Here is a 23518-nt window from a genome sequence, read left to right as displayed (position 1 = left end):
CTTCCTGGAATCATTCAAAGGCAGGGCCGTTAAAAACAGCGCCGTGAGTCGAATATCCCGTAAACCGGACGGCATTACCCTGGATTTTAAAAATGACAGCCCCCAGGATTTTGATGTCGTTGTGGTCGCCACCCATGCAGATCAGGCCTTAAAGCTGCTTGAAACCCCAAGTGCCAGGGAAAAAGAACTTTTAGGGGCCTGGTCTTATTCAAAAAATAAAACCTTCCTGCATACGGATACAAGCGTCATGCCTCCGAGCAAAAGGGCCTTGGCCAGCTGGAATTATACACGTCACAAAAAATCCAAACCCGATGCCCCGGTAACGGTAAGCTATGACATGACCCACCTGCAGAGACTGAAAACACGGCAGCGATATTTTGTAACCCTGAATCCACAAAACCAGATCCCCCAATCCCATGTAATCAAAGAAATCAATTACACCCATCCTCAATATTCTTTTGAAGCATTTAGGTCCCAGGACAAATTGCCAACCTTAAACGGAAAAAATAACACTTTTTTCTGCGGGGCATATTTCGGGTTTGGATTTCATGAAGATGGGGTTAAGTCTGCATTACGTGTTGGGAAAAAATTCGGGGTGACCTTATGAATTCTAAAATTTTTACAGGAAAAATAAAACATCGTCGCTACTGGCCTGTGGACCATGATCTGTCCTACCCTGTGTACATGTATGCCTTTGATCTTGACGAATTTTCCGGTCTGAATCGACGATATCCCCTTTTTGGGTACAACAAATTGGCTGTTACATCCATCCATGACAGGGATTACCTTGAGCCCGGCAATCTTCCGATCGAAGAAAAACTATCTGAATTGCTCCGCCGGCACCAGATCAAACAGTCTGTTTCCAATATTATCATGATCACATCCGCCCGGTATTTTAATTATGTGTTTAACCCGGTCAGTTTTTATTACTGCTATACTGACGATCATACACTTGCGGCAATCGTTGCTGAAGTCAACAATACCTACGGGGAGCGTCATCCCTATGTGCTTAAAGCCGCCACGCCGAGGGCAGGCAAGTGGATTGCAACATTTCAAACCCCCAAAGTATTCCACGTCTCCCCATTCAACAAAGTCGAAGGTATTTACCACTTTTATTTCTCAGATCCCAAAGATCAATTGGAAATTAAAATTGAGTTGTTCAATAATAACAAAAAAATAATGACCGCAGAGTTTAAGGGTACCGGGGTTCCTATGACCCCTGTCAATCATTTAAAAACAATAATGGAATATCCTTTTGCTCCCCACTTAAGTATTCCCAGAATATATGCCCATGCATTTAAGCTGTTTTTCAGGAAAAAGTTAAGCTTTAATGATAAACCCATTCCCCAAAGCCCCATGACAATGAAAAAACAAAACCCGGGTATCTTTGAAACCCTCTGTCAAAAACTTGTTTTCAAGGCACTGAGAAAAATCACCATCGGCGGCTTTAAGATTAAGATGCCGAATCAGGAAATGATTAGTTTCGGCCATCCCGAAGATTCCCATCCTGTGATCATGAAAATAGAGGACTACAATTTTTTCCCAAGAGTCATTTTGGATGGTGAGATCGGATTCGGTGAAGCTTATATGCATTCTGAATGGGATACTTCGGACCTTTTGAAATTGTTAAAGATCTTAATTCAAAACCGTGATCATTTTTCAGACGGCAACCTGCTGCTTTCGTTTTTCACCCGGATAAAGGAAAAAACCGCCCATGACGGGCGCATAAATTCCATAAAAAATACCCCGGAAAACATCCGGGCCCACTATGATTTGAGCAATGCCTTTTATGAACTTTTCCTGGATAATCAGATGATGTATTCATGCGGCATTTTCGAACAACCGGACGATTCCCTGGAAAAATCCCAGGAGCAGAAAATGATGCGTATTTTGACCCAAGCGGATATCCGGGAGACCCATCATATTCTTGAAATCGGATGCGGGTGGGGTGGTTTTGCGGTGTTTGCCGCCCAAAAAACCGGTTGTCATGTGACCGGCATTACAATTTCCAAAGCCCAGTATGACAGGGCATGCCAACGCGTAATTGATGAAGGGCTTGGGGACCGGGTCACCATCAAGCTTCAGGACTACCGCCATATAACAGGCAAATTTGACCGGATTGTCTCCATAGAAATGGTCGAGGCTGTGGGACCACAGTTTTTATCCACATATTTCAAGCGTGGGCAAGCCCTTCTAAAACCCGGCGGCAGGATGCTCTTTCAGTCCATCATAATTGAAGATAAACGATATAAGAACTATTGCAAAGAAAGGGACTGGATTCAAAAACATATTTTTCCGGGCGGTCATCTGCCATGCCTGAAAATTCTTAAAGAGACCATATCAGAACATACCGATTTTCATATATCAAATGTTCATCATATGGGCGCCGACTATGCCGTAACCCTGTCGCACTGGCGGGATCGCTTCCTGTCAAATAAAGAGAATATCGTCAGATTGGGCTTTGACGAGATATTCTTCAGAAAATGGATCTATTATTTTTCTATCTGTGAAGCAGGGTTTACCGTTGGTGGCATTGACGATATCCAGGTCAGCTTAACCCTTTGACGCAAAAGCGTTTAATTTTTCCCAGAGAGTCTGCCTTTCCTGTGCTGATTCACAGGTCCCGGGAAAGATGATGGTTTCATGGGGACGCCTGTCCAACCAGAACAACCCTTTATATTGCCCCGCCCGTTTTGAAGTTGCCAGCCAGACAATGGTATCGGCACCTTGTTCCGGCGTTCTTAAAATTCTTTTCACCCGTTCATGAAATCCAGGCAGGGACCGTTCAATACCCGGGGTATCCACCCACCCGGGATGCATGGCATTTACCCGTATTCCATGTGTTTTAAACTGCTCGGCCCAGATTTGAGTCAAAATGACGACACCCCTTTTCGCACGGGCATAGGCTTTGGCCCCGTTATACTGCCCCTGGCTGTTTTCAAGATCGTTTACCTCAATTTTCTGGGTATACATGCCGCCGGATGATACATTGATAATTCTTGGAGATTCCGATGCGGCAAGGGCATCCTTTAAATATTGTGTCAACAGGAATACCCCCAGAAGATCCGTCGCAAACGTCTTCTCCAATCCTTCCGGGGTGTTTTTACGCTCATTAAACAATGCACCGGCATTGTTGATGAGGATATCAATGTTCTTTTTAGAAGCCTTAAGGGCTTCTGAGACATCCATGATCTCGTGCATCAGGCTTAAGTCTGCAATCAAAACATCAATATGCGGGTTACCGGTCTTTTCAACAATTTCGTGACGAACCTGTTCAGCCTTTACACGGTTCCTTGCGATAATGGTTAAAAAGGCTTTTTTTTCTGCGAGTTTAAAAGCGGCCGCCTTTCCAATTCCGGAGGTGCCGCCTGTCAATACGATCTTTTTTCCGTATAGCACCCCCTTTGGTTCTGACCAGAATCTTTTGCCCAAGGCATAGCCAAATCGGCTGAACAGGATCATTCCGGGAATAATTAAATGATCTGCAAGATAATCAGGCAGGCCGCTCCCTGATTTAAACCACATCGCTTTATTGGGCAGACCTCGGCTTCCGGCAAGTTTCTGTTCAAGGCCTGCCATGGCTTTTTCACCTGTTTTTTTCATGACCGGAAACAGAAGTTTCTCAATAAGGTTACCAAACCGATGAAAGCGGATATCTGCCTGGTAATCGATTTGTGTTCCAATGGCTGTTTTTGTAAAAACAATAGTATCCATTGCCGTGAAGGACTCACCCACCCCTTTCAATACAATCCTGGAAAAAGGGACATACTCAATAATTTCATATTTCATTTTCGGACGAAAGGGGCCAAACTTCAAAACAAGATCATATTGTGAGCCAACGCCTATTTTTTTCTGATCAACCCTGACCGAAGAAACCACCCCTGGGTCCCAGGCCTGAATATGGCTGAAATCGCTGGTATATTCAAAGACATAATTTAAGGATCTTTCAACGAGAATGGACTCTTTTAATCTTATCATCAGGCCCCCTAATTTTTAAATATCCTCTTAATTTTCACCTATGAAATAAACTTTATTTTAAATGATTCACTTATCCTCGGGAACTCAAAGACGGTTATTCCCCAAGTGCCAGTAACAAATCATCAACCTTTGGGTGATCTCCGGCTTTTTTAGATGAAAAAAAATAGCGTACCGCGCCTGACGTATCTATGACAATCCCGCCACCAAGCTGAAATGTGCTTCCCTGAATCGAACCCTGCCGATGGCCTTGCTTGAATGCCGACGCAGCCTTAAATACAGATCCTATACTCACAAATCCCTTCAGGCCGTTTGAAAACCCTAAAGCTGAAAAAGCGTTGAGTGACGGATCGGAAAAAAGTAATCCGCGATATCCTGTTTTTTCCCGAAATTCCGTGAAGTGAACAGGATCACCCGACCCGATTATGACAAGATTCGCCTTGTGTTCACTGAATCGCTCTGCGTTATGGGCAAGATCAGCAACCTGCTGACGGCAGAAGACTCATCCAAAATGTCTGACAAACACTAAAGCCGCTGTTTTTTCACGCCACAGCGTTGATATTTTCACCTGTTCTCTGCGCTCGTTTAGAATAGTCAGTTCACCAAGAAGTTCAGTTGAAACATTTTCATATGCCATTTTTACCCCCCCCCCTTGAAACCGTAAAATAACAAAAGGCCTCAATTTTTGAGAACTGAGGCCTTTAACGTGTATTTAAGACTAAAAATTATGAGATTTTTCAACCGCCGACGTTACCACCTTCAAGATCCATCCAGGCCCTGTTAACGCTGCTGCCCACTGTTCCGAATAACTCATCCAGTTCATTTTTCATCGGAGACCAATCTGACGGGCATTCATTTTCCAATTGATCAACGCGAGCCTGAGCAGTCATTACCTCTTGTTCAAGCTGTCCTATGAGTGGCAAAATTCTTTCTTTTTCTGCAGAATGATAACTATCTGCAGTCTTTTTCATCGCTTCTAATTTCTTTTTCCAAGCAGTCACTTCAGCCAACATTGCTTGACAATAGTCTTTAACGTCCATGATTTCTCCTCTCAATTTAGATTAATGAAATGATGCGTCCAGAGTCATATAACCTGTATAAAGACTGAGAAAATCGTCGTACCATAACAAATCAGAAGAGGTTTCGAATATCCAGTCAACAACTGACGAAAATCTCATAAAGTTATATGATTATTTATTATACAAAATTCACAGATAATTGCAACCCTATATTTTTTAACCGCCGACGTTAACGGTTCAACCTCTACCCAGCCCGTGTCAAAATCTCTCCAGGCCCTTTCAACGATAGTGCCGAATGTTCCGAATAACGACCATCTCCTGACAGACACAGCAAACAATGAACGATGTCAATTATTTCTCACTGCCGATAAAACGATAGATTACAGCACCAAGCATACCGCCAATGATCGGGGCCACCCAGAACAGCCAAAGCTGTGCAATCGCCCAATCGCCTACGAAGAGAGCAACACCAGTGCTGCGCGCAGGATTTACGGAAGTATTTGTTACCGGGATACTAATTAAATGGATGAGAGTCAGGCACAAGCCAATTGAAATAGGTGCGAAACCTTGTGGCGCCCGTTTGTCAGTGGCACCCAGAATGACAACAAGAAACATCATCGTCATAACCACTTCAGTGATCAGGGCAGCCGACAAACTATACCCACCAGGTGAATGGGCGCCGTAGCCGTTTGAAGCAAACCCCGCGGAAAGGTCAAACCCCGCCTTACCACTGGCAATCAGATATAGAACACCACCCGCTGCTATACCGCCCAAGACCTGCGCAATAATGTAGGGCGGTAGCTCTTTTGCCGGGAAACGTCCGCCGGCCCACAGACCAAACGAAACCGCTGGATTCAGATGACAGCCTGATATGTGTCCGATGGCGAAGGCCATCGTAAGAACGGTAAGGCCAAATGCCAGTGATACACCAAGCAGCCCGATACCAACATTTGGAAAAGCAGCCGCTAAAACGGCGCTACCGCAGCCGCCGAGAACCAACCAGAATGTTCCAAAAAACTCCGCGCCATACTTGTTCATACATTTCTCCTTTTTCTTGTTTATTATGATGCCCAACGACCGACCGGTCCGTTAATGCTTTCAGAACAATTCGATTTCAGATTCCTTAATATCAGAAGAAAAAAAATCACCCCTTTGTATAACGACCATGTCCTGACGGACACAACAAACAATGAAAGATCTGAGTATTGAGTATTGAGAAAACAGCTTGTTTTAAATCTCACTACTCACTACTCATAACTTTCATATAAATGTGATGGGGAAAACCTGGAGCCACTGCCCTTGCCATTCGTGCCATGAAAGGGTTTAAACAAAACTTATCATAGATGTCCCCAGGTTTCCCAAATTCAAAAAGTTACATTCTTTCGCAATACGTTTGCCAAATTGAATAATCAGGAATTTACAAATAAATTTCAGATAGCAATATAAAAATGTTGCTGTTTTCTGATTATCACTTTCAAAATTCATTTGATTAAAGAGTCAGATCTTATCCTTTCGGATTTCTTCTCTTTTTTTTCATTACGCTTTTCTTTCAACGTTTTTTCTGCTTTTTTCTTAACTGTTTTTTGTGCATCTCTTCCTTTAGCCATGAGATTCTCCTTTTTTCAGTCAGTTAAATATATTTATTTCATTTCCATCATAATCAGACAGAGTATGAAAACACATCTCGCGGCAGGAACGTCGGCCACCCGGCGCCCCCCGCACAGTCCCGGACGTGCGGTTTTCCCGCATCCGGTTCTTCGGTTAGACTCGCTTCCGCGCGAACCTTCACAGTTACCCGTTTCAAGGTCCAGTTGCTGTTCTGCGCAGTGCGTTTTGCTCGTATTACTCCAGCAATACATTTTTTGTTATAGAAAGCCATCCCTTGCGCTATTTTCTAAATAGCGGGGGTCTCTCCCAAAGCATAATCTTCGGTTAAAAATTTAACCAGAATATTATGCGCTCCTACCAAATCTCTGTCAGCATAGACCTGTTTTGCAGTTTTATCCACTTTGCAGAACCGATATTTTTTACTTGGCCTGTTTGTGGATGTGTCTTGCTTGTGTAGGCTTCGCAAACATCAAGCACCGTTTTCCCGAGCTTTTTTGCTATCCATTTTAAACGCTGCTTGAATTTAAAATTGCTAAAGCCCAGCATGGAACGCACGGTTTTGGTTCTTATTTTCCTGTTATTTTCTTCAACCATCTGTTTGATTTCGTAGGTCGCCATCAAAATAACGGAAAAATTTTCACATAAAAACCTTGCGGTTTTCCAATGCAGCTCGTCTATTAAGTTTTTAATTTTGGCAGACAGGCGAGGGATAGCTTTGGTCAGGGACTTTTTATTTCTTGTGTTGGCTTTGGCCCTTTTGGAATAGAGTTGATCCAAGTGCAACAACAATCTATACAACCTGCTATCCATAGGAAATTCAGGTAAGGATTCATGGAACTTCAATCCTTTCCCAGAGACCTTCGGATAAATTCCATTACTTTTGAGTATAATGGCATCTTTTTTAATTTCCATCCAATGGCGAGCAAACCCGATACAGGATCGAACAAAATCAATTGTGCAGTTGAACACCCATCTGGACACATCAGTCCATTTTTTGAATATTTTTTTTTGATCCACCGTCGCAGAGAGCGTGATTAAGCTGCTTACGATAGTTTCGAAGTCCGTGCATTCGACAGGAAAAGACATGCAGGATGTGAAGCAGGTCTCGTGTAAGTTCGGCATCTGGTGACAGAACAGTCTGGTCGAGAACCACGATTTTTCCGGCAGACCGCTTGATAATCCATTCAATGAGATCGAATCCGAAACGGCACAATCGGTCTTTATGGGCAACATAAAGGTTGATGCTATCTCCCTGAATCGCTCGTTCCAGAATAGCTTTAAGTCCCTGCCTTTTGAAATTGAGTCCACTTGCGATGTCTGTAACGGTTTCAGCATTTGGAAACTTCTCCTGCATGAATTTGACTTGTCTTTCAAGATCATCTTTTTGTTTGTATGAAGAAACACGGCAGTAACAAATATCAAATTCATCTTTGACTTCTATCATATACCGCCGGTCTCCACCGGCAGTTCTTTCAGTTTTAATCTTTCCGGACTTGTCCCATTGCCTTAACGTATGAACATGAACGGAAAAATATTCCGCTGCTTCTTTAGGCGTGAGCTTTTTTATTTTCATTAAGAATCATGTAGCTTTTTGAATACTATCTGTCAAGCCTCGACGTCCACAAGTTGCTATTTCGAAGCTGTATCAGCACTTCAGGGATCACGGTCTCCCCCTGCGGCCTGCAGGATTCTCTGCCTACGCTTCACCCATCTTGTTCGATACGCTTTTTATTGTTCGTTCAGTTGGGTGAGATCATCTACGCTGATATTCGGGATTTCCCGGGCGTAGCTCGTTTCCACCCAAATCTTCTTGACGTCCTAACTTACAATAGCCGAAATATCTCCGCCATGGGTCCAAGGCTCGATAGGGTTGGGTGGCGAACCCTTACTGAAACCCAGTACTGGATTTCACCCGACAGGGACTTTCACCTTGCAATCTCGTCCGCCCAGCGGGCGAGCTTATCGGGGAGCTCAGCGGACCGGGGCATATAGGCGAGCAGGTTGTCGAAGCCAAATTTTTTCGAAAACCAAGGGCTTTCGAAAAGCCGATAGCCCTCCGGGTCGATTGCAGCACGTTGTGCGTGCCGAGCACGGCACGAGTTCTTAAAAGTGAGTCAAATGTAATGGATTTCCAAACATTTGGCAAGTCTTAGATCCAGCCAGATGGAGGCGAAGGGCGTAGCGGTAGTGCAACGAGGTACCGGTGACGGTGCTTCGGGAGGAAGCCGCCTTGCTGAGGCAAGGTAGCGCGAAGGTACGGGATGACGGACAGGAATCGAGTATACGGAAGCCGCATACAATAGGCCCGCTGGCAAGACAAGACGGACATGGAAAAGCAAAAACTGTGACAGTCCGTCTTTCTGCTCTCAAACCGTCCAGGCATACGACAAGGCTTCAGCCTGCTTGAGTACCAACTCAATAGCCTCAGCCTGCATATCCGGCGGATACTTGTATTTCTTCAACAACCGCCTGATCATATTGCGCATCTTGGCCCGTACACTGTCCCGCACCTGCCAGTCAACCGTGGTGCTGGCCCGCAGTTTCTCGGTCAGCTCATGGGCAATCTTCTTGAGAATTTCGTCGCCCAGCTCCCGCAGGGCGCTTTCATTGTTCGCCAGGGCATCATAAAAGGCTATCTCATCAGGTGATAGACCAAGCTCTTCATCCCGCTTCATGGCCGCCTGGAAATCCTTGGCCATCTGGATCAGCTCTTCGATGACCTGGGCGGTCTCAATGGCCCGATTGTTATATTTTCGCAAGGTTTCCAGCAGTCGTTCGCCGTACTTCAACTCCTGGACCACATTGTTCCGGGTCCGGGCCTTGATTGCATCCCGCAGCAGTTTTTCCAGCAGTTCAACCGCCAAGTTCCTGCTCGGCATCCGCCGCACATCCTCCAGAAACTCATCGGACAGCAGGCTAATATTCGGCTTATCCAACCCGGCCAGCTCAAAAATATCGGCCACCCCTCCAGCGATGACCGCGTTATCAAGAATCTGTTTGAGGACAGAGTTCTTAACCTCTTCGGTCCGTTTCTTATCAACCGTGGTGTGTTTGATGATTGCCGCCTTGATCGCTGAGAAGAAGGCAATCTCTTTTCTGAGCGGTGCCGCCTCATCCAGGGTGCTGCACAGGGAAAACGCCTTGGTGATGGCCGCCATGGCATCAAGAAATCGTTTCTTGCCATCGTCCAGCCCCAGGATATGATTGGCGACCATGGGCAGCAGCATAACGGCATTGGTCTCATAGTCGCTGTAATCAAACCCATGCATCATGGCCCCCACCACCTCCAGCTTCTCAAGCAGCAAGGCATACGCATCTTCGGCCAGCAGGGTCGGCGCACCCTTGCCCTTGGAATCGGTATAATCTTTCAGTGCCTGTTTCAGCTCATTGCCGATGCCGATATAATCCACCACCAGGCCGCCTGGCTTGTCCTTAAACACCCGGTTCACCCGGGCAATGGCCTGCATCAGGTTATGGCCCCGCATGGGCTTGTCAACATACATGGTGTGGCAGCAGGGCGCGTCAAAGCCGGTCAGCCACATATCGCGGACGATCACCAGTTGCAGCGGGTCGTCTGCGTCCTTGAACCGCTTCTCAATCCGCTTCTTGACCTGTTGGCTGTAAACATGGGGCCGCAAAAGTTCGCGGTCCGAGGCGGAACCGGTCATGATGATTTTAATGGCGCCTTTCTCTGGATCAGGATCATGCCAGGCAGGCCGCAGAGCGGTAATGGCATTATAGAGGTGCACGCAGATTTCCCGGCTCATGCAGACGATCATCCCCTTGCCGGGGATCACCTCGGACCTAACCTCGAAATGGACCACCAGATCCTCGGCCACCTCTTTCAGGCGCGGTTCCGACCCCACCAGTTTTTCCAGCGCCGCCCATTTGCTCTTGGTTCGTTCCCGTGAGGCAATGTCCTCCTCATCCTCGATGACCTCTTCCATCTCTTCGTTCAGCTCTTCAATCACATCACGGTTGATGTCGAGCTTGGCCAGCCGGGATTCATAATAGATCGGCACAGTGGCCCCGTCGTCCACCGCGTCCTGAATGTCGTAGATAGAGACATAATCACCGAACACGGCACGGGTGTCCTTGTCTTCCATGGAAATGGGGGTGCCGGTAAAGCCGATGAACGAGGCATTGGGGATGGCATCCCGCATGTGTTTGGCAAAACCATAGATATATTTGCCGGTCTTGGTGTCGAGCCGCGCCTTCAAACCATACTGACTGCGGTGGGCCTCGTCGCTGATCACCACGATATTTTGGCGATTGCTTAAAACCGGGTGGTTCTCTTCACCATTCAACAGAGAAAACTTCTGCACCGTGGTAAAGATAATGCCGCCCGCCTGCCGGGCTGCCAGCATCTCCCGCAACTCATCCCGACTGCCTGCCTGCACCGGGGTCTGCCTCAGCAGTTCCCGCGCATTTTTGAAGGTATTGAACAGCTGACCGTCCAGGTCGTTGCGATCCGTCACCACCACAATGGTCGGATTGTTCATTTCCGGTTGCTGCAGGAGTTTTCCGGCATAGCAGCACATGGAGATACTTTTGCCCGACCCCTGCGTATGCCAGACCACCCCGGCCTTGCGCGATCCTGGCACCACCTCCCGGCCATAGGTTGCCCGAGGTTCGGCAATCTGCAAGCCTTCGGTCTGCCGGGAAGCGATCACCGTCACCCGCACCGCCTCCCGCACCGCATGAAACTGATGGTATCCGGCGATCTTTTTGATAACGGTATCGCCTTCCTGGTCAAAAATGACAAAATAGCGGATATAATCCAGCAGCAGTCCCGGGTCGAAAAAGCCCTTCACCACCTTTTCCAGCTCATACTCCAGGAGCGGCTTGTCATTCTCGTTTTTCAATGTCCGCCAGGGCATGAACCGCTCTTTGTTGGCGGTCAGAGAACCGATCCGGGCCGTCCAGCCGTCGCTCACCACCAGGGCCTCATTGAAGACAAAGAGGTCGCTGATCTCCTCCTTGTAAGTCTGCAACTGGTTGAAGGCGTCCCAGACATCGGTCTGCTCGTTGCTCGGGTTCTTCAGCTCGATCACCGCGATGGGCAGGCCGTTGACAAACACTACCACATCGGGCCTGCGGTTCATCCTGGTGCCCTGGATGGTAAACTGGTTCACCACCAGAAACTGATTGTTGCGGAAATTATTGAAGTCGATCACCTGGGCATGGTCGGATAGGGTGTCGTCGCCGTCGCTGTACTCCACCGGCACCCCTTCCAGCAGCAGCCGGTGAAAGAGACGGTTGTTGTGGATCAGCACCGGTGATTCCGGCTTGCTGACGTTAAGGGCCGCCTCTTCCAGTACTGTCAATGGGATATGGGGATTGATCTTCTGCATGGCTGAGAGCAAACGGCCAGCCAGCACCACCTGGCGGTAGTCAATCCGTTCCGGAGTTTCACCGTCATGGGCGATATCCGGGCCAAAGGCGACTGCATAGCCACTCTGCTCAAACCAGGCTAAACAACTTTTTTCAATCAATGCTTCTGAAATCATGTTTCTTGTTCCCCTGAATCATCCGCCTGATATTCCTTGAGCGCGTCCTTGTATTTATCGGGTTTGAGGTTATATAAAATTTCGGCTGGTAAATAGGAGTCGCCATATATTTCGGCCGCCTCAAATTCATCGTTGAGATAATCGTTGAACTCCGGGTTGTCCTGAAAGGCAACCGCAGGTTCCAGTACGCGATGATTGTTCAACAGCTCGAATATAAAACTCACAATGGAATCTGTCTGGCGGCCAACAAACTCCGCATAGTGCATATCAAGTGGTTTATGGATATTTGACCGTCCATGGGCCAAGGGGCAAAAGTCATTCCTCAGTTCCCCGATGCCCTGTGCTGCAACCTCAAGATTGTTTGCAAAGCTGGTGATTAACCCTTTAAAGGCATCTCTTGCTTTCTTCTCATTTTCCACTCCTTGGGCAACATCAAGAGCCTGAACCGCCCTTTTGGCAAGCCATTTAATCTTACAATTATCTGGATACTCGATTACTTTTTCATCAAGCAAAGATTTGCAGAAACTCTCAATGATAGCCTTGCAGTGCCCAATCATCAGGCCGGATTCCTTGCAAGAGTAGGCTGCCTCTGCTGCACTGGTGGTAAGCCTGATACGAAATTTATCGCCCGACCTATCAATGACATCCCATATCTGACTGAAAAATTTATCAGACATTGGTTACTATCCTTTGATCTCAAGACTTCCTGAAAGAAGTCTTGGCAGCAAAACATCCCTCAGTTCGGTCAAGGAGAGATTCTCGTTTATCCCATTTTTGATACCTTCAAATAACGGCTTGATGGCATTACCGAAAGATTGATGAAGTGCTTCAGAAGCCTTCAGGAAGGGGATCATTTTCATGTTTTTCTGGTTGATCTTGAGCTGCACAGCACCTGTAACATAAGGGGCAACGACAGTGCTTTTGAGATACAATAAAATATTTTCATCTGACACGCCGTTTGCTCCTTTCAAGATATGAGCATGATTGTTGACCCAGAACTTACCCCAGACATACTGAATAGTCGGATACCCGTTACCGTCAATTACAGAACCGTCTTCTGCCATGAGCACATAGGTGCCATCAAAAAGATAATCGTCAACGTAGTCCATGACGGAAGCTGCCCCGTAATATGGGTAAGGACCTTTCCTTGCTTCCCGCTGCCCCTTTGATAGAGGTACTCGTTTTGAGTCAAAAATTTCAACGACATCTCCAAACTGCATGTAGTCCCACCCCTTGGGGATCAAGCCCAGTTCGGAGTCGGTGAGTTCGTCGGGGAAGAGGGCGGCGGTGTTGCGGAGTTGGTTAAGCTGGTCAGGGGGGAGCTGGTCGAGTTCGGCGGCGGTTTTACCGCTGATGGCGCACATGGCGGCGCGTTGCGGGTCCTGGCCGCTCACCTTGGCCTCGATCTTGGCCTTGACCGGCTCGAAATCCACAAACCAGGATTTGAAAATGGCCTGGGCCATCTCCTCCAGGGTCTGGTTGATTTGACGGTTGAGTTTTAGCTTGTCGTCCAGTGTTTTTAGAACAGTAACAATCTCTTCTTGCTCATCCCTTGAAGGAAGAGGAATCTTGATTTTTTTTGCAGAACCAACGTTGAAGTGCTGCTGAACAGCACCTACCAAATGTGAACTAACTTGGTGCACAGCTACTGAGTTCATAAAATAACTCAGGTAATAAGCACTTAGCTTCTTGTCATTGACTCTCGCAATAACAACATCTGAACAGTTAGCCTCTTCTACCGACTCAGGAATAACACAAGCTGTACCAGGAGTCCCTGTTCTGACGATTACAACATCGCCAGGTGCTAAGGACGACTTCTTTAATTTTTCATGAAATTGCCGGGAAACATATTTAATGTCGGCCCACTCTAAGTCATAAGGTTTTATGTTCTTCGAGCGAAAAAAGGGAACCCCTTTTTCAACGTATTCCTGTGTCATAGAGCCTACAAACCCAACGGTTAGATCTTTGACCAACTCTGATAACTCTACAAGTGGCCAATCAGCACTCATAACCCGACCTCTCCGAAACCACTCCTTCCCATGCTTTTTGATATGTTGCTTTAATTTGTCGTTATCAATGCTTTTATAAAGCAACAGATCAACTTGCTGCGCCATGGGAAGCTTGTCAATTGCAGCCGCCAACCGTGCTTGGTCGGTCAGGGTCAATTCATCTCCAAACAGGGCCAGATCCACATCCGATGTAGTGGTGAAGGTACCCATGGCCCGGGAGCCGAAGAGCACCACCCGTTCCACTCTCGGATTGGCGGTAAGGATGTCGAAAATCGCTTTGCGATGTTTATCTTTCAACCCATCATTCATGATGATCGTTTTTGTTCCAGTGTTTGGTAAATTCGGCGAAGCAGCGGATAATACTGTTCCCGAATCAGGCTTTCAGCCTCAAGGGCCTTTTCCTCCTGATACGTATGGCTCAGAATATTGCGCTTGTCTAAAGCGTCCAGAAAGACCTCACAGTCATCTTCACTGATATATTCCTGCTCAAAACTTGTCCGGATCGTCGCACGGGGGCTTTTGGCATTATAGCCTTCATAAAAAAGCAGATCCTTAAGCGCCTTCCAGGCAAGTTCAAAAGAAAACTCAAACATCTGTACCAACCCGGCCCGCTCAAGATCGGTTAATTTGTCCTTGCTACAGGCCGCCTCAAGTTGGGCCATAGCCTTACCAAAGTTCTCCAGCCGCTGCTGCCAGCGGATCTCATCCGCATTACTCATTCTCCACTCCTGCTTTCATTATGGTGAACCCCAACCCCGCCAGGTTCTCTTTAATCTGCTCTTCCAGCCGGGCGCTCTCGGCAAACTGCTCGGAGAGCTGGGCAGTCAACCGGGCCATCTTGTCGGCAAAGGGTTCGCCGTCGTCCTCCTCTTCCGCCGCTCCCACATAGCGGCCAGGGGTGAGCACATGGTCATGCTTGACTATCTCGTCCAATTTGGCGGACATACAAAAACCGGCCTCGTCCTCATATCCTTCACCCTTCCGCCAGGCATGAAAGGTTCCGGCAATCAGCTCAATGTCCTCCTTCTTGAAATCCCGTAGAACCCGATCCCTCATATAGCCCAGGTTGCGGACGTCGATAAACAGCACCTCACCAGAGCGGTCCCGGAAACCCTTGCGCTCTTTCTTGTTGCGGGTCAAAAACCAGATACAGGCCGGAATCTGGGTATTGGTGAAGAGCTGACCGGGCAGGGCCACCATGCACTCCACCAAGTCGTTTTCCACCAGGGCACGGCGGATGGCGCCCTCGTTGTTGGTGTTGGAACTCATGGAGCCGTTGGCCAGCAGCAGCCCCATGGAACCGTTGGGGGCGAGATGGTAGAGCATGTGCTGAAGCCAGGCAAAGTTGGCGTTACCGCTGGGGGGCTTGCCATACTGCCAGCGCGGATCAGCATCGTTGACCCCGATATCCCACTCCTTCATATTAAAGGGCGGATTGGCCATGATGTAGTCGGCCCGCAGGTCCGGGTGCTGGTCGTTGGTAAAGGTGTTGGCCGGTTCCTTGCCGAAGTTGAAGTCCAACCCCCGGATCACCATGTTCATGGCCGCCAGCTGCCAGGTCGTGTGGTTGTACTCTTGGCCGTAGATGGAGACATTGCCGAGCCTGCCGCCATGCTCCTTGATAAAATTCTCACTCTGGACAAAAAAGCCGCCGGACCCCATGGCCGGATCATAGACCCGCCCCTGGAAGGGTTGCAGCATCTCGACAATGAGCGAGACTATGGATTTGGGGGTGTAGAACTGGCCACCCTTCTTGCCTTCGGCCAGGGCGAACTGGCCGAGAAAATATTCATAGACATGGCCGAGGATGTCCTTGGCCTGTAAGGACTCATGGGCAAAGGGAATCTCGGAGAGCAGGTTGATCAGCTCAATGAGCTTGGACTGGTCGATCTGCAACCGTCCGTATGATTTATTCAGCACCCCTTTCAGCTTGGGGTTGTCCTTCTCGATGGCATCCAGGGCATCGTCAATCAGCCGCCCCACACTGCGGAAGGTGTAAATGTGTTTCTTGCCGTTTACGATCTCGATCTCTGTGCCGGGCGCCAGGGTGGCATTGTCGCGCAGGGTCTGCCAACGGGCCAGCTGCGGCACCCAGAAAACATTCTTCTCGGTGTAATAGTCCCGAATCTCCAGCTCATCAGCAATCTCGGCCTGATATTCATCGTCAGAGTCATACTCTTCGGGATCAAGAAAATAGTCATGCTCCGGGTCCTTGAACTGCTCGGTCAGCTCCAGCCGCCGGATGCCAAACGAATCCGAGACATATTTGACAAACAACAGCCCCAGCACCGCGTGCTTATACTGAGAAGCATCCAGGGTGGAGCGCAGTTTGTCCGCCGCGTTCCACAGCTTCTTATCCAGGGCATTGAGAAACTTCTGTTCCTTGTCCGGCATGGGTCTTATTTCCTCTTGGTTCTTGATTAACTGTCTACCAGCCAATGGTCGATAATCGCGGTGCTGACCGGCGCCGTGCGCCGATCAGGCAAACGCAGTTTGATTGATCGATGTGCGGTGTCCGGTCAAGCACCTGGTGGTGTGCCGGGCACGGCATGTGTTCTTAAAAGTGAGTCAAATGTAATGGATTTCCAAACATTTGGCAAGTCTTAGACCCAGCCTGATGGAGGCGAAGGGTGTAGCGGTGTGTCGGTAGTGGGGGCGGTAGTGGGTCGGGGGCGGTAGTGGGTCGGGCTCATGTAATGAATTGTAATCATGGTTGATTTTATAAAAGATATATCCTATTTTGATCTTAGAGCCCCTTTTTGGGAAGTAAAATCATGATTTTAACAAAAAAGTGAATATACGCCCTAAATAAAAATGCCGCGTGCAAAAAGATTTTATATTCCAGGTTGTGAAACGGGTAGTGAAACGGAGCTTTTTCAGGTCCGGTTGACTGATTTGTTATGTGATTTCAGTTGTTTTAATTCATAAGCAATTGTGTCTGCACTTAAGTCTTGTTCGTTTGGCCATGTGATACCGCAAAAGAAAGGTTTTACTTGTTTAAAATAATTTTTATCTTTTAATTCTTTAAATACACCTTTCTCAAGATAGGGTTTAACATCAAATATTCCCGTTCGCCCGTCAGACAATTCAACAAATAGCGTATAATCATTTTTTGCAAATACACTTTTTACCTTTAGCATTTTTCACCTCAACGGTTCTATTTTATAAGGTTGCTGACCTTCAACTGCTAGTTTCCAATTAGCCATTAATTCTTCTTGATGGATCTCAACCCAGGCTTGTATCAGTTTAAGTTTCTTATTTGGCATTTCACCTTTTAAGACTTCACCGTCTGGTATTGAAATGACTGCATCATACTCAGCATAATTTGCATGGATATGCGGCGCTTTATGCTCTTTATTGTCAAAATAATACATGTAAATTAATATTCCATAAAACATTGAAATGGTTGGCATATGAGCTATCCTTCTATTTTATATTCCCGAATCTCTTCTTATTTACGTTTGAATCCAGATTCTATGTTTATACCATCTTTTTTCTTATCATAAAAAATTATATCTATGCCGATTTCTTCATGTAGCATATTCTTTGTTTTATAAGTAATAGGTTTTATGGAGACTTTTCTTAATCCAATATATCCATCAATGCGAGCCTATCGTTGCAAATAACCGGTGCAAATGGAGCGCAACGAATTTGCATCCGAGTTAATTTTCTTCTTATACATCCTATATTGATTTGAACCACTCCGTATCAACTGAAATTTTTTCAACCATTTCTTTTCTTATTCCGAGGCCCAATTCCTTTAGCTTGTCAGCGAGTTGGTCCCCATCTACGAGATCGATTGGTGGAGCACCATCTCTTGTAGCCTCTCGAATAGCATCACGAGTAAAAGTGCCTGTTGTGATAAACAGGCCTTTATCAGCTCGCCCTATCATTGCGCCTCTGAAGTCACGAATGTCTGAGGCAGTAACAGTGCCCTTATATTTCTTGCACTGAAAAATTACGTGAAAACTTAGCAAGCCACTTAATCGCATTATGCCTTTACCGTCGATTCCACCATCCCCAGAACGACCAGTTACTTCAACTTGTACAAAACCAGATTCCCTTAAAATTCTTTTGGCCAATCTTTCAAAAGCATCTGGAGATATTTCATGTATGAGGACATGATGGAGGGTACTACGCCAAGACTCAGCTTCATCTGGAATTTCAATATCAGTTTCTGCATCTTCTTCAGGTAATTTTTCCTTTTCGATGGCTTCTTTCTGTTTTTTGTGTCCGTCTCGTACTGTTTTTACAACAACTTGAGGGTCAATCGATTTTACATCGCGTTTTTCTGGAACAATTAGCCATATACCTCTATCTGAATTTTCCAATAAGCCATATTTTTTCAGATAGGTGCGTGCCCATGCCAGACGATATTCAATTTCAGTTTGACTGCTTTTTTCCGGGTTATGTGGAATATTCAATACGTCTTCTGGTAGGCCTGACAATTCTGAAACTTTTTGTGCGATTTCTTCAATAGAACCAGAGCCACCTAATTCATGAAGAGCTTTAAGAAGTGGATTCATGAGTTCATGATATTTCGGCATCTGGCTATTACGTTTCATTGAATTTCCACCTTATTTGTAGATGTATAACGTTGCTAATCAACCGCGCGGCTTTTTGCGTCGGCTGAATTAGCCTTGTGTGTGCCGGGCACGGCACATGTTCTTAAAAGTGAGTCAAATGTAATGAATTTCCAAACATTTGGCAAGTCTTAGACCCAGCCAGATGGAGGCGAAGGGCGTAGCGGTAGTGCAACGGGGTATCGGTGACGATGCTTCGGGAGGAAGCCGCCTTGCTGAGGCAAGATACCGCGAAGGTACGGGATGACGTACAGGAATCGAGTATAAGGCGCGCATACCGGGACGAGCCTGCACAACAAGGTATAAGTCCGCCTCAAATCAAATTGAAAATCCACTTCATAGACCTGTAAAATATGAAGTGCGCTATTCAGCGATAAGGGTCTTTGCCACAAGCCCTGCGAGGGTCAATCCGAAACACCCCGGCACCCAGGCGGCAGATCCGATGGGCGGCCTTGGGCGGCCATGACCGCCTTCCACATGATCCTGCTCCAGGAGATCCACGGCGTCTTTATCCTCAAAGGGTTCCTTGTTCAGTGGGGGCTCAATGGAATAGACACAGGGCACGCCGCTTGAAAGCCCCCTGCGGCGCAGCCGTCTTCGCACCATCCGGGCCAGGGGACACACTTCGGTGTCAAAAAGATCTCCTGTCCGGATCATGGAGACATCGATTCTGCCTGCAGCTCCCATGGAGGATACGAGATTAAGCCCCATCTCTTTTGCCCCAAAGATCAGACTGACCTTTGCGTTGAGTCCGTCAATGGCATCCACCACCATGTCCAGGTCCGGGCTTAAAAACTGGGACAGGCTGTCGGCATTGACAAAAGAGGTGTGCAGATCCACCTCACAATCAGGATTGATGTCCAGGACCCGGGCCCTCGCCACGGCCGCTTTTTCCAGCCCCAGGGTAGAGTGCAGGGCATAAATCTGCCGGTTGATATTTGAGGCGTCCAGCCGGTCAAAATCCACAAGCCGTAAATAGCCGATGCCGGACCGTGCCAGAGCCTCCACCACAAAAGAGCCCACAGCACCCAGCCCGAATACGGCCACCCGGGAATGCTTAAGCCGATCAACCGCCGCCGTTCCCAGCAGTTGCTCAAGCCGGGCAAAAGGGCTGATCAGGCTTGAATCCAGGGTCATCTGATTTTTGCCTTTGGGTTTAAAACAGGCCCAAAGAGATTCAGGCTGTTTTCATATCCATGCCGGGCCAGGGTTTCAAATGCGATGCCCCTTCGTTCCGCCGCCACCCTGACAATCTTTGGTACATTGGCCGGCTCATTTAACGGTGCTTCCCCGGGATGGGCATCCAGAATAAACTGGGGCACAATATCCGGGGTGTCGGTCTCGAATACGATTCGGTCCAAACTGACCGCCCCTAAAGCCTGAACCACCTTTTTGGCATTGGTCCGGGTGACGGATCCGGAAAAGGAGACATGAAGATTAAATTTCTCAAGGACCGGAACAAGGTCGGCAGACCCGGAATAGGAGTGAATGACACCGCCGGCAGTCACCGGTCCATGGTGTTTCAAAATTTTCACTATTGCGTCCCAGGCTTTGCGGACATGGATGTTAATGGGTCGGTTGAGCTCACAGGCCAGGGTCAGATGGGTTTTGAACACATGAACCTGCAGATCCCGGTCCGCGCTCTTGTCCATGAAATCAAGCCCGGTCTCCCCTACCCCGGCGGGTATTTTTTCCAGCCATTGACCCAGATTCCGTGCCCAGTCCGGGCGCAAAGTATCAAGGAACCAGGGATGAATCCCCAGACAGGGCACCACACAGGAAAATTTTTCCGACAATTGGGCTGTAATCCCAAAATTTTCTTCCATGGTGGCACAGGTGGCTATTTTTTCCACCCCGGCGTCTTGCGCCCGCAGAACAATATCCGGAACGTTGTCAATTATCCGTGGATCATGGAGATGCGTATGAACATCAATGAACCCGGTCATGCTCAGCAGGCCAGGGCGTGGAGAAAATCAAGGGCCATAGAATAACCATAATGGCCGAATCCGGTGAGCTGGCCCGTGGCAATACCGGCAATCATGGAGGTGTGGCGGAAGGTTTCGCGTTTATGGATGTTGGACAGATGCACCTCCACAATGGGGCATGACAGCATGGATAGCGCATCGCGCAGGGCCACGGATGTATGGGTCAGGGCACCCGGATTGATAATCACACCGGCAGGGCCCTGTTCAAACGTGGCATGAATATAATCCAGAATTGCGCCTTCGTGATTGGACTGAAAAAAATCCAGGCAAAGCCCCAATTCATCTGCACGCGCCTTGAGTTCCCCGTTGATCTGATCAAGGGTAAGCGACCCGTAAATATCAGGTTCCCTTTTCCCCAGCATGTTCAAATTGGGACCATTGATGACATGAATGATACCGGGTGTTTTCTGCGACTGAGTATTCATCGTTTCCTCCTCCAGCAATTCTAAATTTATTCTCACACAAAGCCTCAAAGGCACAAAGGTCTATAAAATAAAACCTTTGTGCCTTTGTGCCTTAGTGTCTTTGTGTGAGCTTTTCAACAACGGTTTTCAGTCATATAGTGGCGGCAGCGGCAGCCTCAAATCCCAGATCAAAGGCATGAAGGTTCATCTCCACAAGCGCCGGTTTAATCCTGCGCCTGATCGCTTCCTTGACGTTTTCCTTGGAAAATCCCAGGGCGCCGGTCTGGATCAAGGCACCCAACAGCACAATATTGACGCTCATCGGGGAACCGGCTTTTTTGGCCAGTGCCATGGCGTCTATGGCCACAAGGCCGGCTGTCTTCTCCTTGAGCACCCGTTTGATTTCGTCCACTTCAGGATAAACCCCTTTGCCGATAGCCACGGTAAAGGGCGGCAGGGTGGCGGTATTGGTAATCACTCGTGTATTGGCAGAGCACCGGCCAATGGCGCGCAGGGTTTCAGCCGGTTCAAATCCCAGCAGGATGTCGGCTTCCCCGTCGGAAATAATGGAGGAGGAGGCATCGCCGAAAATAATGGAGGATTCCACCACGCCGCCGCGCTGGGCCATGCCGTGGATCTCGCTCATTCTCACCTCCACCCCTTCAATAAGGGCGGCTTCGCCCAGGACCTTGGATGCCAGAAGATTGCCCTGTCCGCCGACTGCAACGATGATCATTCTTAATGTTTTCATATCGAACTTGTCTCCTTGTCTATTTCAATGGGCGGATGGCGTTTTCAGGACAGATCTGGGCGCACAGAGCACAGCCCACACAGGTATCGGCATCAATTTTCACCCGGCCCGCTTCAATGTAGAAGGAGGGACAGGCGATCCCATTGATGCACGCCTTGTGATCCGTACATTTATCGGTTACCTCGAAGGGTCTGGGCTTTTTCAGTTTAATGCTCTTTGCCCAGAGGATACAGGGCTCTTTGGAGATGACAACGGAGACACCCTCAAAGGCCATGGCCTCTTTAAGGGTTTCAATGCTCTTTTTCACTTTAAATGGCTTGATCACGGAAACATGTTCCACACCCAGGGCTTTGACCAGGGTTTCAATATTCACCCGGCCGTATCCGGACATGCCCATCAGCTCCATATCCACACCCGGGTGGGGCTGATGGCCGGTCATGGCGGTAATACCGTTTTCAAGGATCACCAAAGTGAAATTGTGGCGGTTGAACACGGCATTGACAAGGCCTGTAATCCCTGAATGGAAAAAGGTGGAGTCGCCGATCACGCTGACCACCTTCTGGTCCGTGGCCTTGCTGAAACCGCATGAGGTACTCACCGATCCGCCCATGCAGATCACAAAATCCCCAACGGACAACGGCGGCATAAAACCCAACGTATAGCAGCCGATATCACTGGGGTGAATAACGTCCATCCCCTGGGCAGCCTTTTTAATGGCGTAGAAGGTGGCCCTATGGGAGCATCCAGAGCACAGATTGGGGGGACGGTTGGCAATTTCCGGCACATCTGAGGTATCAATCTTCGGGGCCGGGGTATAGTCTATGCCGAAAAAGGCCGCAATCTTCTCCCGGACCATGGCGGGATGAAATTCCCCCAAGGGTGTAAACAGTCCATCTGTCTTTCCCTGGATGGGGATGACAAGCCCCGCCTCCTGGGCAAAGGCCTTGACGGCCTCTTCCATGAAGGGTTCACCCTCTTCAATGACAAGCACCTTTTCACAGCCGGCCAGAAAATCTTTAATCTTATCCTTGGGCAAGGGATTGGAAAACCCGGGGCGAAGAATCTTGACCTGTGATTCGACACCAAGGTCTTTTACAGCATCCAGGGCATAATGGTAGCTCACCCCGTTGGCCACAACTCCCCAGACACCCTGCCCCGTAACAAAATTGAACTTCGAGGCTTCAGACATATCAGCGGCCTTGTCCATACGCTCCAGAAGCTTGACATGCAGTCCCCGGGCTACGGCGGGTACGGTAACGCAGCGCATGGGATCTCTTTCAAACCGGCCTTTTGTCTTTCTTTCCTTGATCTGGCCAAAGGTCACAAAGGCGTTGGAGTGGTTGATCCGGGTGGTGGTACGCAGGATGACCGGCTGTTTAAGGGTTTCGGAGAGCTCAAAAGCCTCTTTGATCATATCCTTGGCCTCGGCCACGGAAGAGGGTTCGAGCATGGGCAGATGGCCGAACTTGGCATAGTAGCGGTTGTCCTGCTCATTCTGGCTGGAGAATAGAGAGGGATCGTCCGCCGACACCAGGACCAGCCCCCCTTTGACGCCGCTGTAAGCCAGGGTCATGAGGGTGTCGGCAGCGACGTTGACCCCCACATGTTTCATGGCGCACAGGACCCGCAGTCCCGAGGCGGCAGCGCCGGCCGCCACCTCCAGGGCCACCTTCT

The 23518-nt window shown here is 48.3% G+C and carries 23 protein-coding genes; 2 read left to right on the top strand and 21 right to left on the bottom strand.

What is annotated here, in order from left to right; translation table 11 throughout:
* Nucleotides 1–607, top strand: a 607-nt coding sequence (locus tag B3D59_RS07625; protein ID WP_286818740.1) for an FAD-dependent oxidoreductase, incomplete at its 5' end; no start/stop codon positions are given.
* Nucleotides 604–2565, top strand: coding sequence for a DUF1365 family protein (locus B3D59_RS07620; RefSeq protein ID WP_286818738.1), 1962 nt, complete (start codon nt 604–606; stop codon nt 2563–2565). The genes B3D59_RS07625 and B3D59_RS07620, both read left to right, overlap by 4 nt.
* On the opposite strand, the gene B3D59_RS07615 is transcribed toward B3D59_RS07620, so the two are convergent.
* The 21 genes from B3D59_RS07615 to iorA form a co-directional block, all read right to left on the bottom strand.
* A complete protein-coding gene (locus tag B3D59_RS07615) occupies nt 2554–3978 on the bottom strand; it encodes an SDR family NAD(P)-dependent oxidoreductase (protein ID WP_286818737.1) in 1425 nt (474 codons plus the stop codon). The genes B3D59_RS07620 and B3D59_RS07615 overlap by 12 nt on opposite strands.
* Nucleotides 3979–4072: 94 nt before the next feature.
* A complete protein-coding gene (locus B3D59_RS07610) occupies nt 4073–4612 on the bottom strand; it encodes a peroxiredoxin-like family protein (RefSeq protein ID WP_286818736.1) in 540 nt (179 codons plus the stop codon).
* 100 nt (nt 4613–4712) lie between these two features.
* Nucleotides 4713–5015 (bottom strand): hypothetical protein, encoded by a 303-nt coding sequence (locus tag B3D59_RS07605; RefSeq protein WP_286818735.1) that lies wholly within the window; start codon nt 5013–5015, stop codon nt 4713–4715.
* Nucleotides 5016–5345: 330 nt separating this feature from the next.
* Entirely contained in the window at nt 5346–6032 is a 687-nt protein-coding gene (gene aqpZ, locus B3D59_RS07600) for an aquaporin Z (protein WP_004073636.1), read from the bottom strand.
* 443 nt (nt 6033–6475) lie between these two features.
* Nucleotides 6476–6601 (bottom strand): hypothetical protein, encoded by a 126-nt coding sequence (locus B3D59_RS07595; protein ID WP_286818734.1) that lies wholly within the window; start codon nt 6599–6601, stop codon nt 6476–6478.
* 355 nt (nt 6602–6956) lie between these two features.
* Nucleotides 6957–7514, bottom strand: a complete 558-nt coding sequence (locus B3D59_RS07590) for a hypothetical protein (RefSeq protein WP_286818733.1) — start codon at nt 7512–7514, stop codon at nt 6957–6959.
* 70 nt (nt 7515–7584) lie between these two features.
* The gene (locus tag B3D59_RS07585) at nt 7585–8175 is read right to left on the bottom strand and encodes an IS607 family transposase (RefSeq protein ID WP_286818732.1); all 591 of its coding nucleotides are present in this window, start codon (nt 8173–8175) and stop codon (nt 7585–7587) included.
* Nucleotides 8176–8968: 793 nt separating this feature from the next.
* A complete protein-coding gene (locus tag B3D59_RS07580) occupies nt 8969–12112 on the bottom strand; it encodes a type I restriction endonuclease subunit R (protein WP_286818731.1) in 3144 nt (1047 codons plus the stop codon).
* Entirely contained in the window at nt 12109–12789 is a 681-nt protein-coding gene (locus tag B3D59_RS07575; RefSeq protein WP_286818729.1) for an abortive infection family protein, read from the bottom strand. Before B3D59_RS07575 ends, B3D59_RS07580 begins: the two co-directional genes overlap by 4 nt.
* Before the next feature lie 6 nt (nt 12790–12795).
* Complete coding sequence (locus B3D59_RS07570) at nt 12796–14418, bottom strand: restriction endonuclease subunit S (protein ID WP_286818728.1); 1623 nt, start codon at nt 14416–14418, stop codon at nt 12796–12798.
* An 8-nt stretch (nt 14419–14426) separates the two neighbouring features.
* Entirely contained in the window at nt 14427–14840 is a 414-nt protein-coding gene (locus tag B3D59_RS07565) for a nucleotidyltransferase substrate binding protein (protein WP_286818727.1), read from the bottom strand.
* Nucleotides 14833–16515 carry a type I restriction-modification system subunit M gene (locus B3D59_RS07560; RefSeq protein WP_286818726.1) on the bottom strand — a complete coding sequence of 561 codons (1683 nt, stop codon included), beginning with the start codon at nt 16513–16515 and terminating at the stop codon, nt 14833–14835. Before B3D59_RS07560 ends, B3D59_RS07565 begins: the two co-directional genes overlap by 8 nt.
* A gap of 482 nt (nt 16516–16997) precedes the next feature.
* Complete coding sequence (locus tag B3D59_RS07555) at nt 16998–17261, bottom strand: DUF2442 domain-containing protein (RefSeq protein WP_277001716.1); 264 nt, start codon at nt 17259–17261, stop codon at nt 16998–17000.
* 3 nt (nt 17262–17264) lie between these two features.
* Nucleotides 17265–17534, bottom strand: coding sequence for a type II toxin-antitoxin system toxin DhiT (gene dhiT, locus B3D59_RS07550; RefSeq protein WP_286818723.1), 270 nt, complete (start codon nt 17532–17534; stop codon nt 17265–17267).
* A gap of 38 nt (nt 17535–17572) precedes the next feature.
* Entirely contained in the window at nt 17573–17713 is a 141-nt protein-coding gene (locus B3D59_RS18450) for an MjaI family restriction endonuclease (protein WP_414646522.1), read from the bottom strand.
* 91 nt (nt 17714–17804) lie between these two features.
* The gene (locus B3D59_RS07545; RefSeq protein ID WP_286818722.1) at nt 17805–18686 is read right to left on the bottom strand and encodes a restriction endonuclease; all 882 of its coding nucleotides are present in this window, start codon (nt 18684–18686) and stop codon (nt 17805–17807) included.
* A gap of 381 nt (nt 18687–19067) precedes the next feature.
* Nucleotides 19068–19841, bottom strand: a complete 774-nt coding sequence (locus B3D59_RS07540; RefSeq protein WP_286818721.1) for a tRNA threonylcarbamoyladenosine dehydratase — start codon at nt 19839–19841, stop codon at nt 19068–19070.
* Nucleotides 19838–20650 carry a TatD family hydrolase gene (locus tag B3D59_RS07535; RefSeq protein WP_286818720.1) on the bottom strand — a complete coding sequence of 271 codons (813 nt, stop codon included), beginning with the start codon at nt 20648–20650 and terminating at the stop codon, nt 19838–19840. Before B3D59_RS07535 ends, B3D59_RS07540 begins: the two co-directional genes overlap by 4 nt.
* A gap of 2 nt (nt 20651–20652) precedes the next feature.
* Complete coding sequence (gene aroQ, locus B3D59_RS07530) at nt 20653–21114, bottom strand: type II 3-dehydroquinate dehydratase (RefSeq protein WP_286818719.1); 462 nt, start codon at nt 21112–21114, stop codon at nt 20653–20655.
* 130 nt (nt 21115–21244) lie between these two features.
* A complete protein-coding gene (locus B3D59_RS07525) occupies nt 21245–21844 on the bottom strand; it encodes an indolepyruvate oxidoreductase subunit beta (RefSeq protein ID WP_286818718.1) in 600 nt (199 codons plus the stop codon).
* Between the two features lie 19 nt (nt 21845–21863).
* On the bottom strand, nt 21864–23518 hold a 1655-nt coding region (iorA, locus tag B3D59_RS07520), incomplete at its 5' end, for an indolepyruvate ferredoxin oxidoreductase subunit alpha (protein WP_286818717.1).

The organism is Desulfobacter sp. UBA2225 (assembly GCF_002348205.1).
Lineage (GTDB): Bacteria > Desulfobacterota > Desulfobacteria > Desulfobacterales > Desulfobacteraceae > Desulfobacter > Desulfobacter postgatei.
The sequence above is the reverse complement of the archived record's forward strand: the minus strand, read 5'-3'. Positions and strand labels throughout refer to the sequence as shown.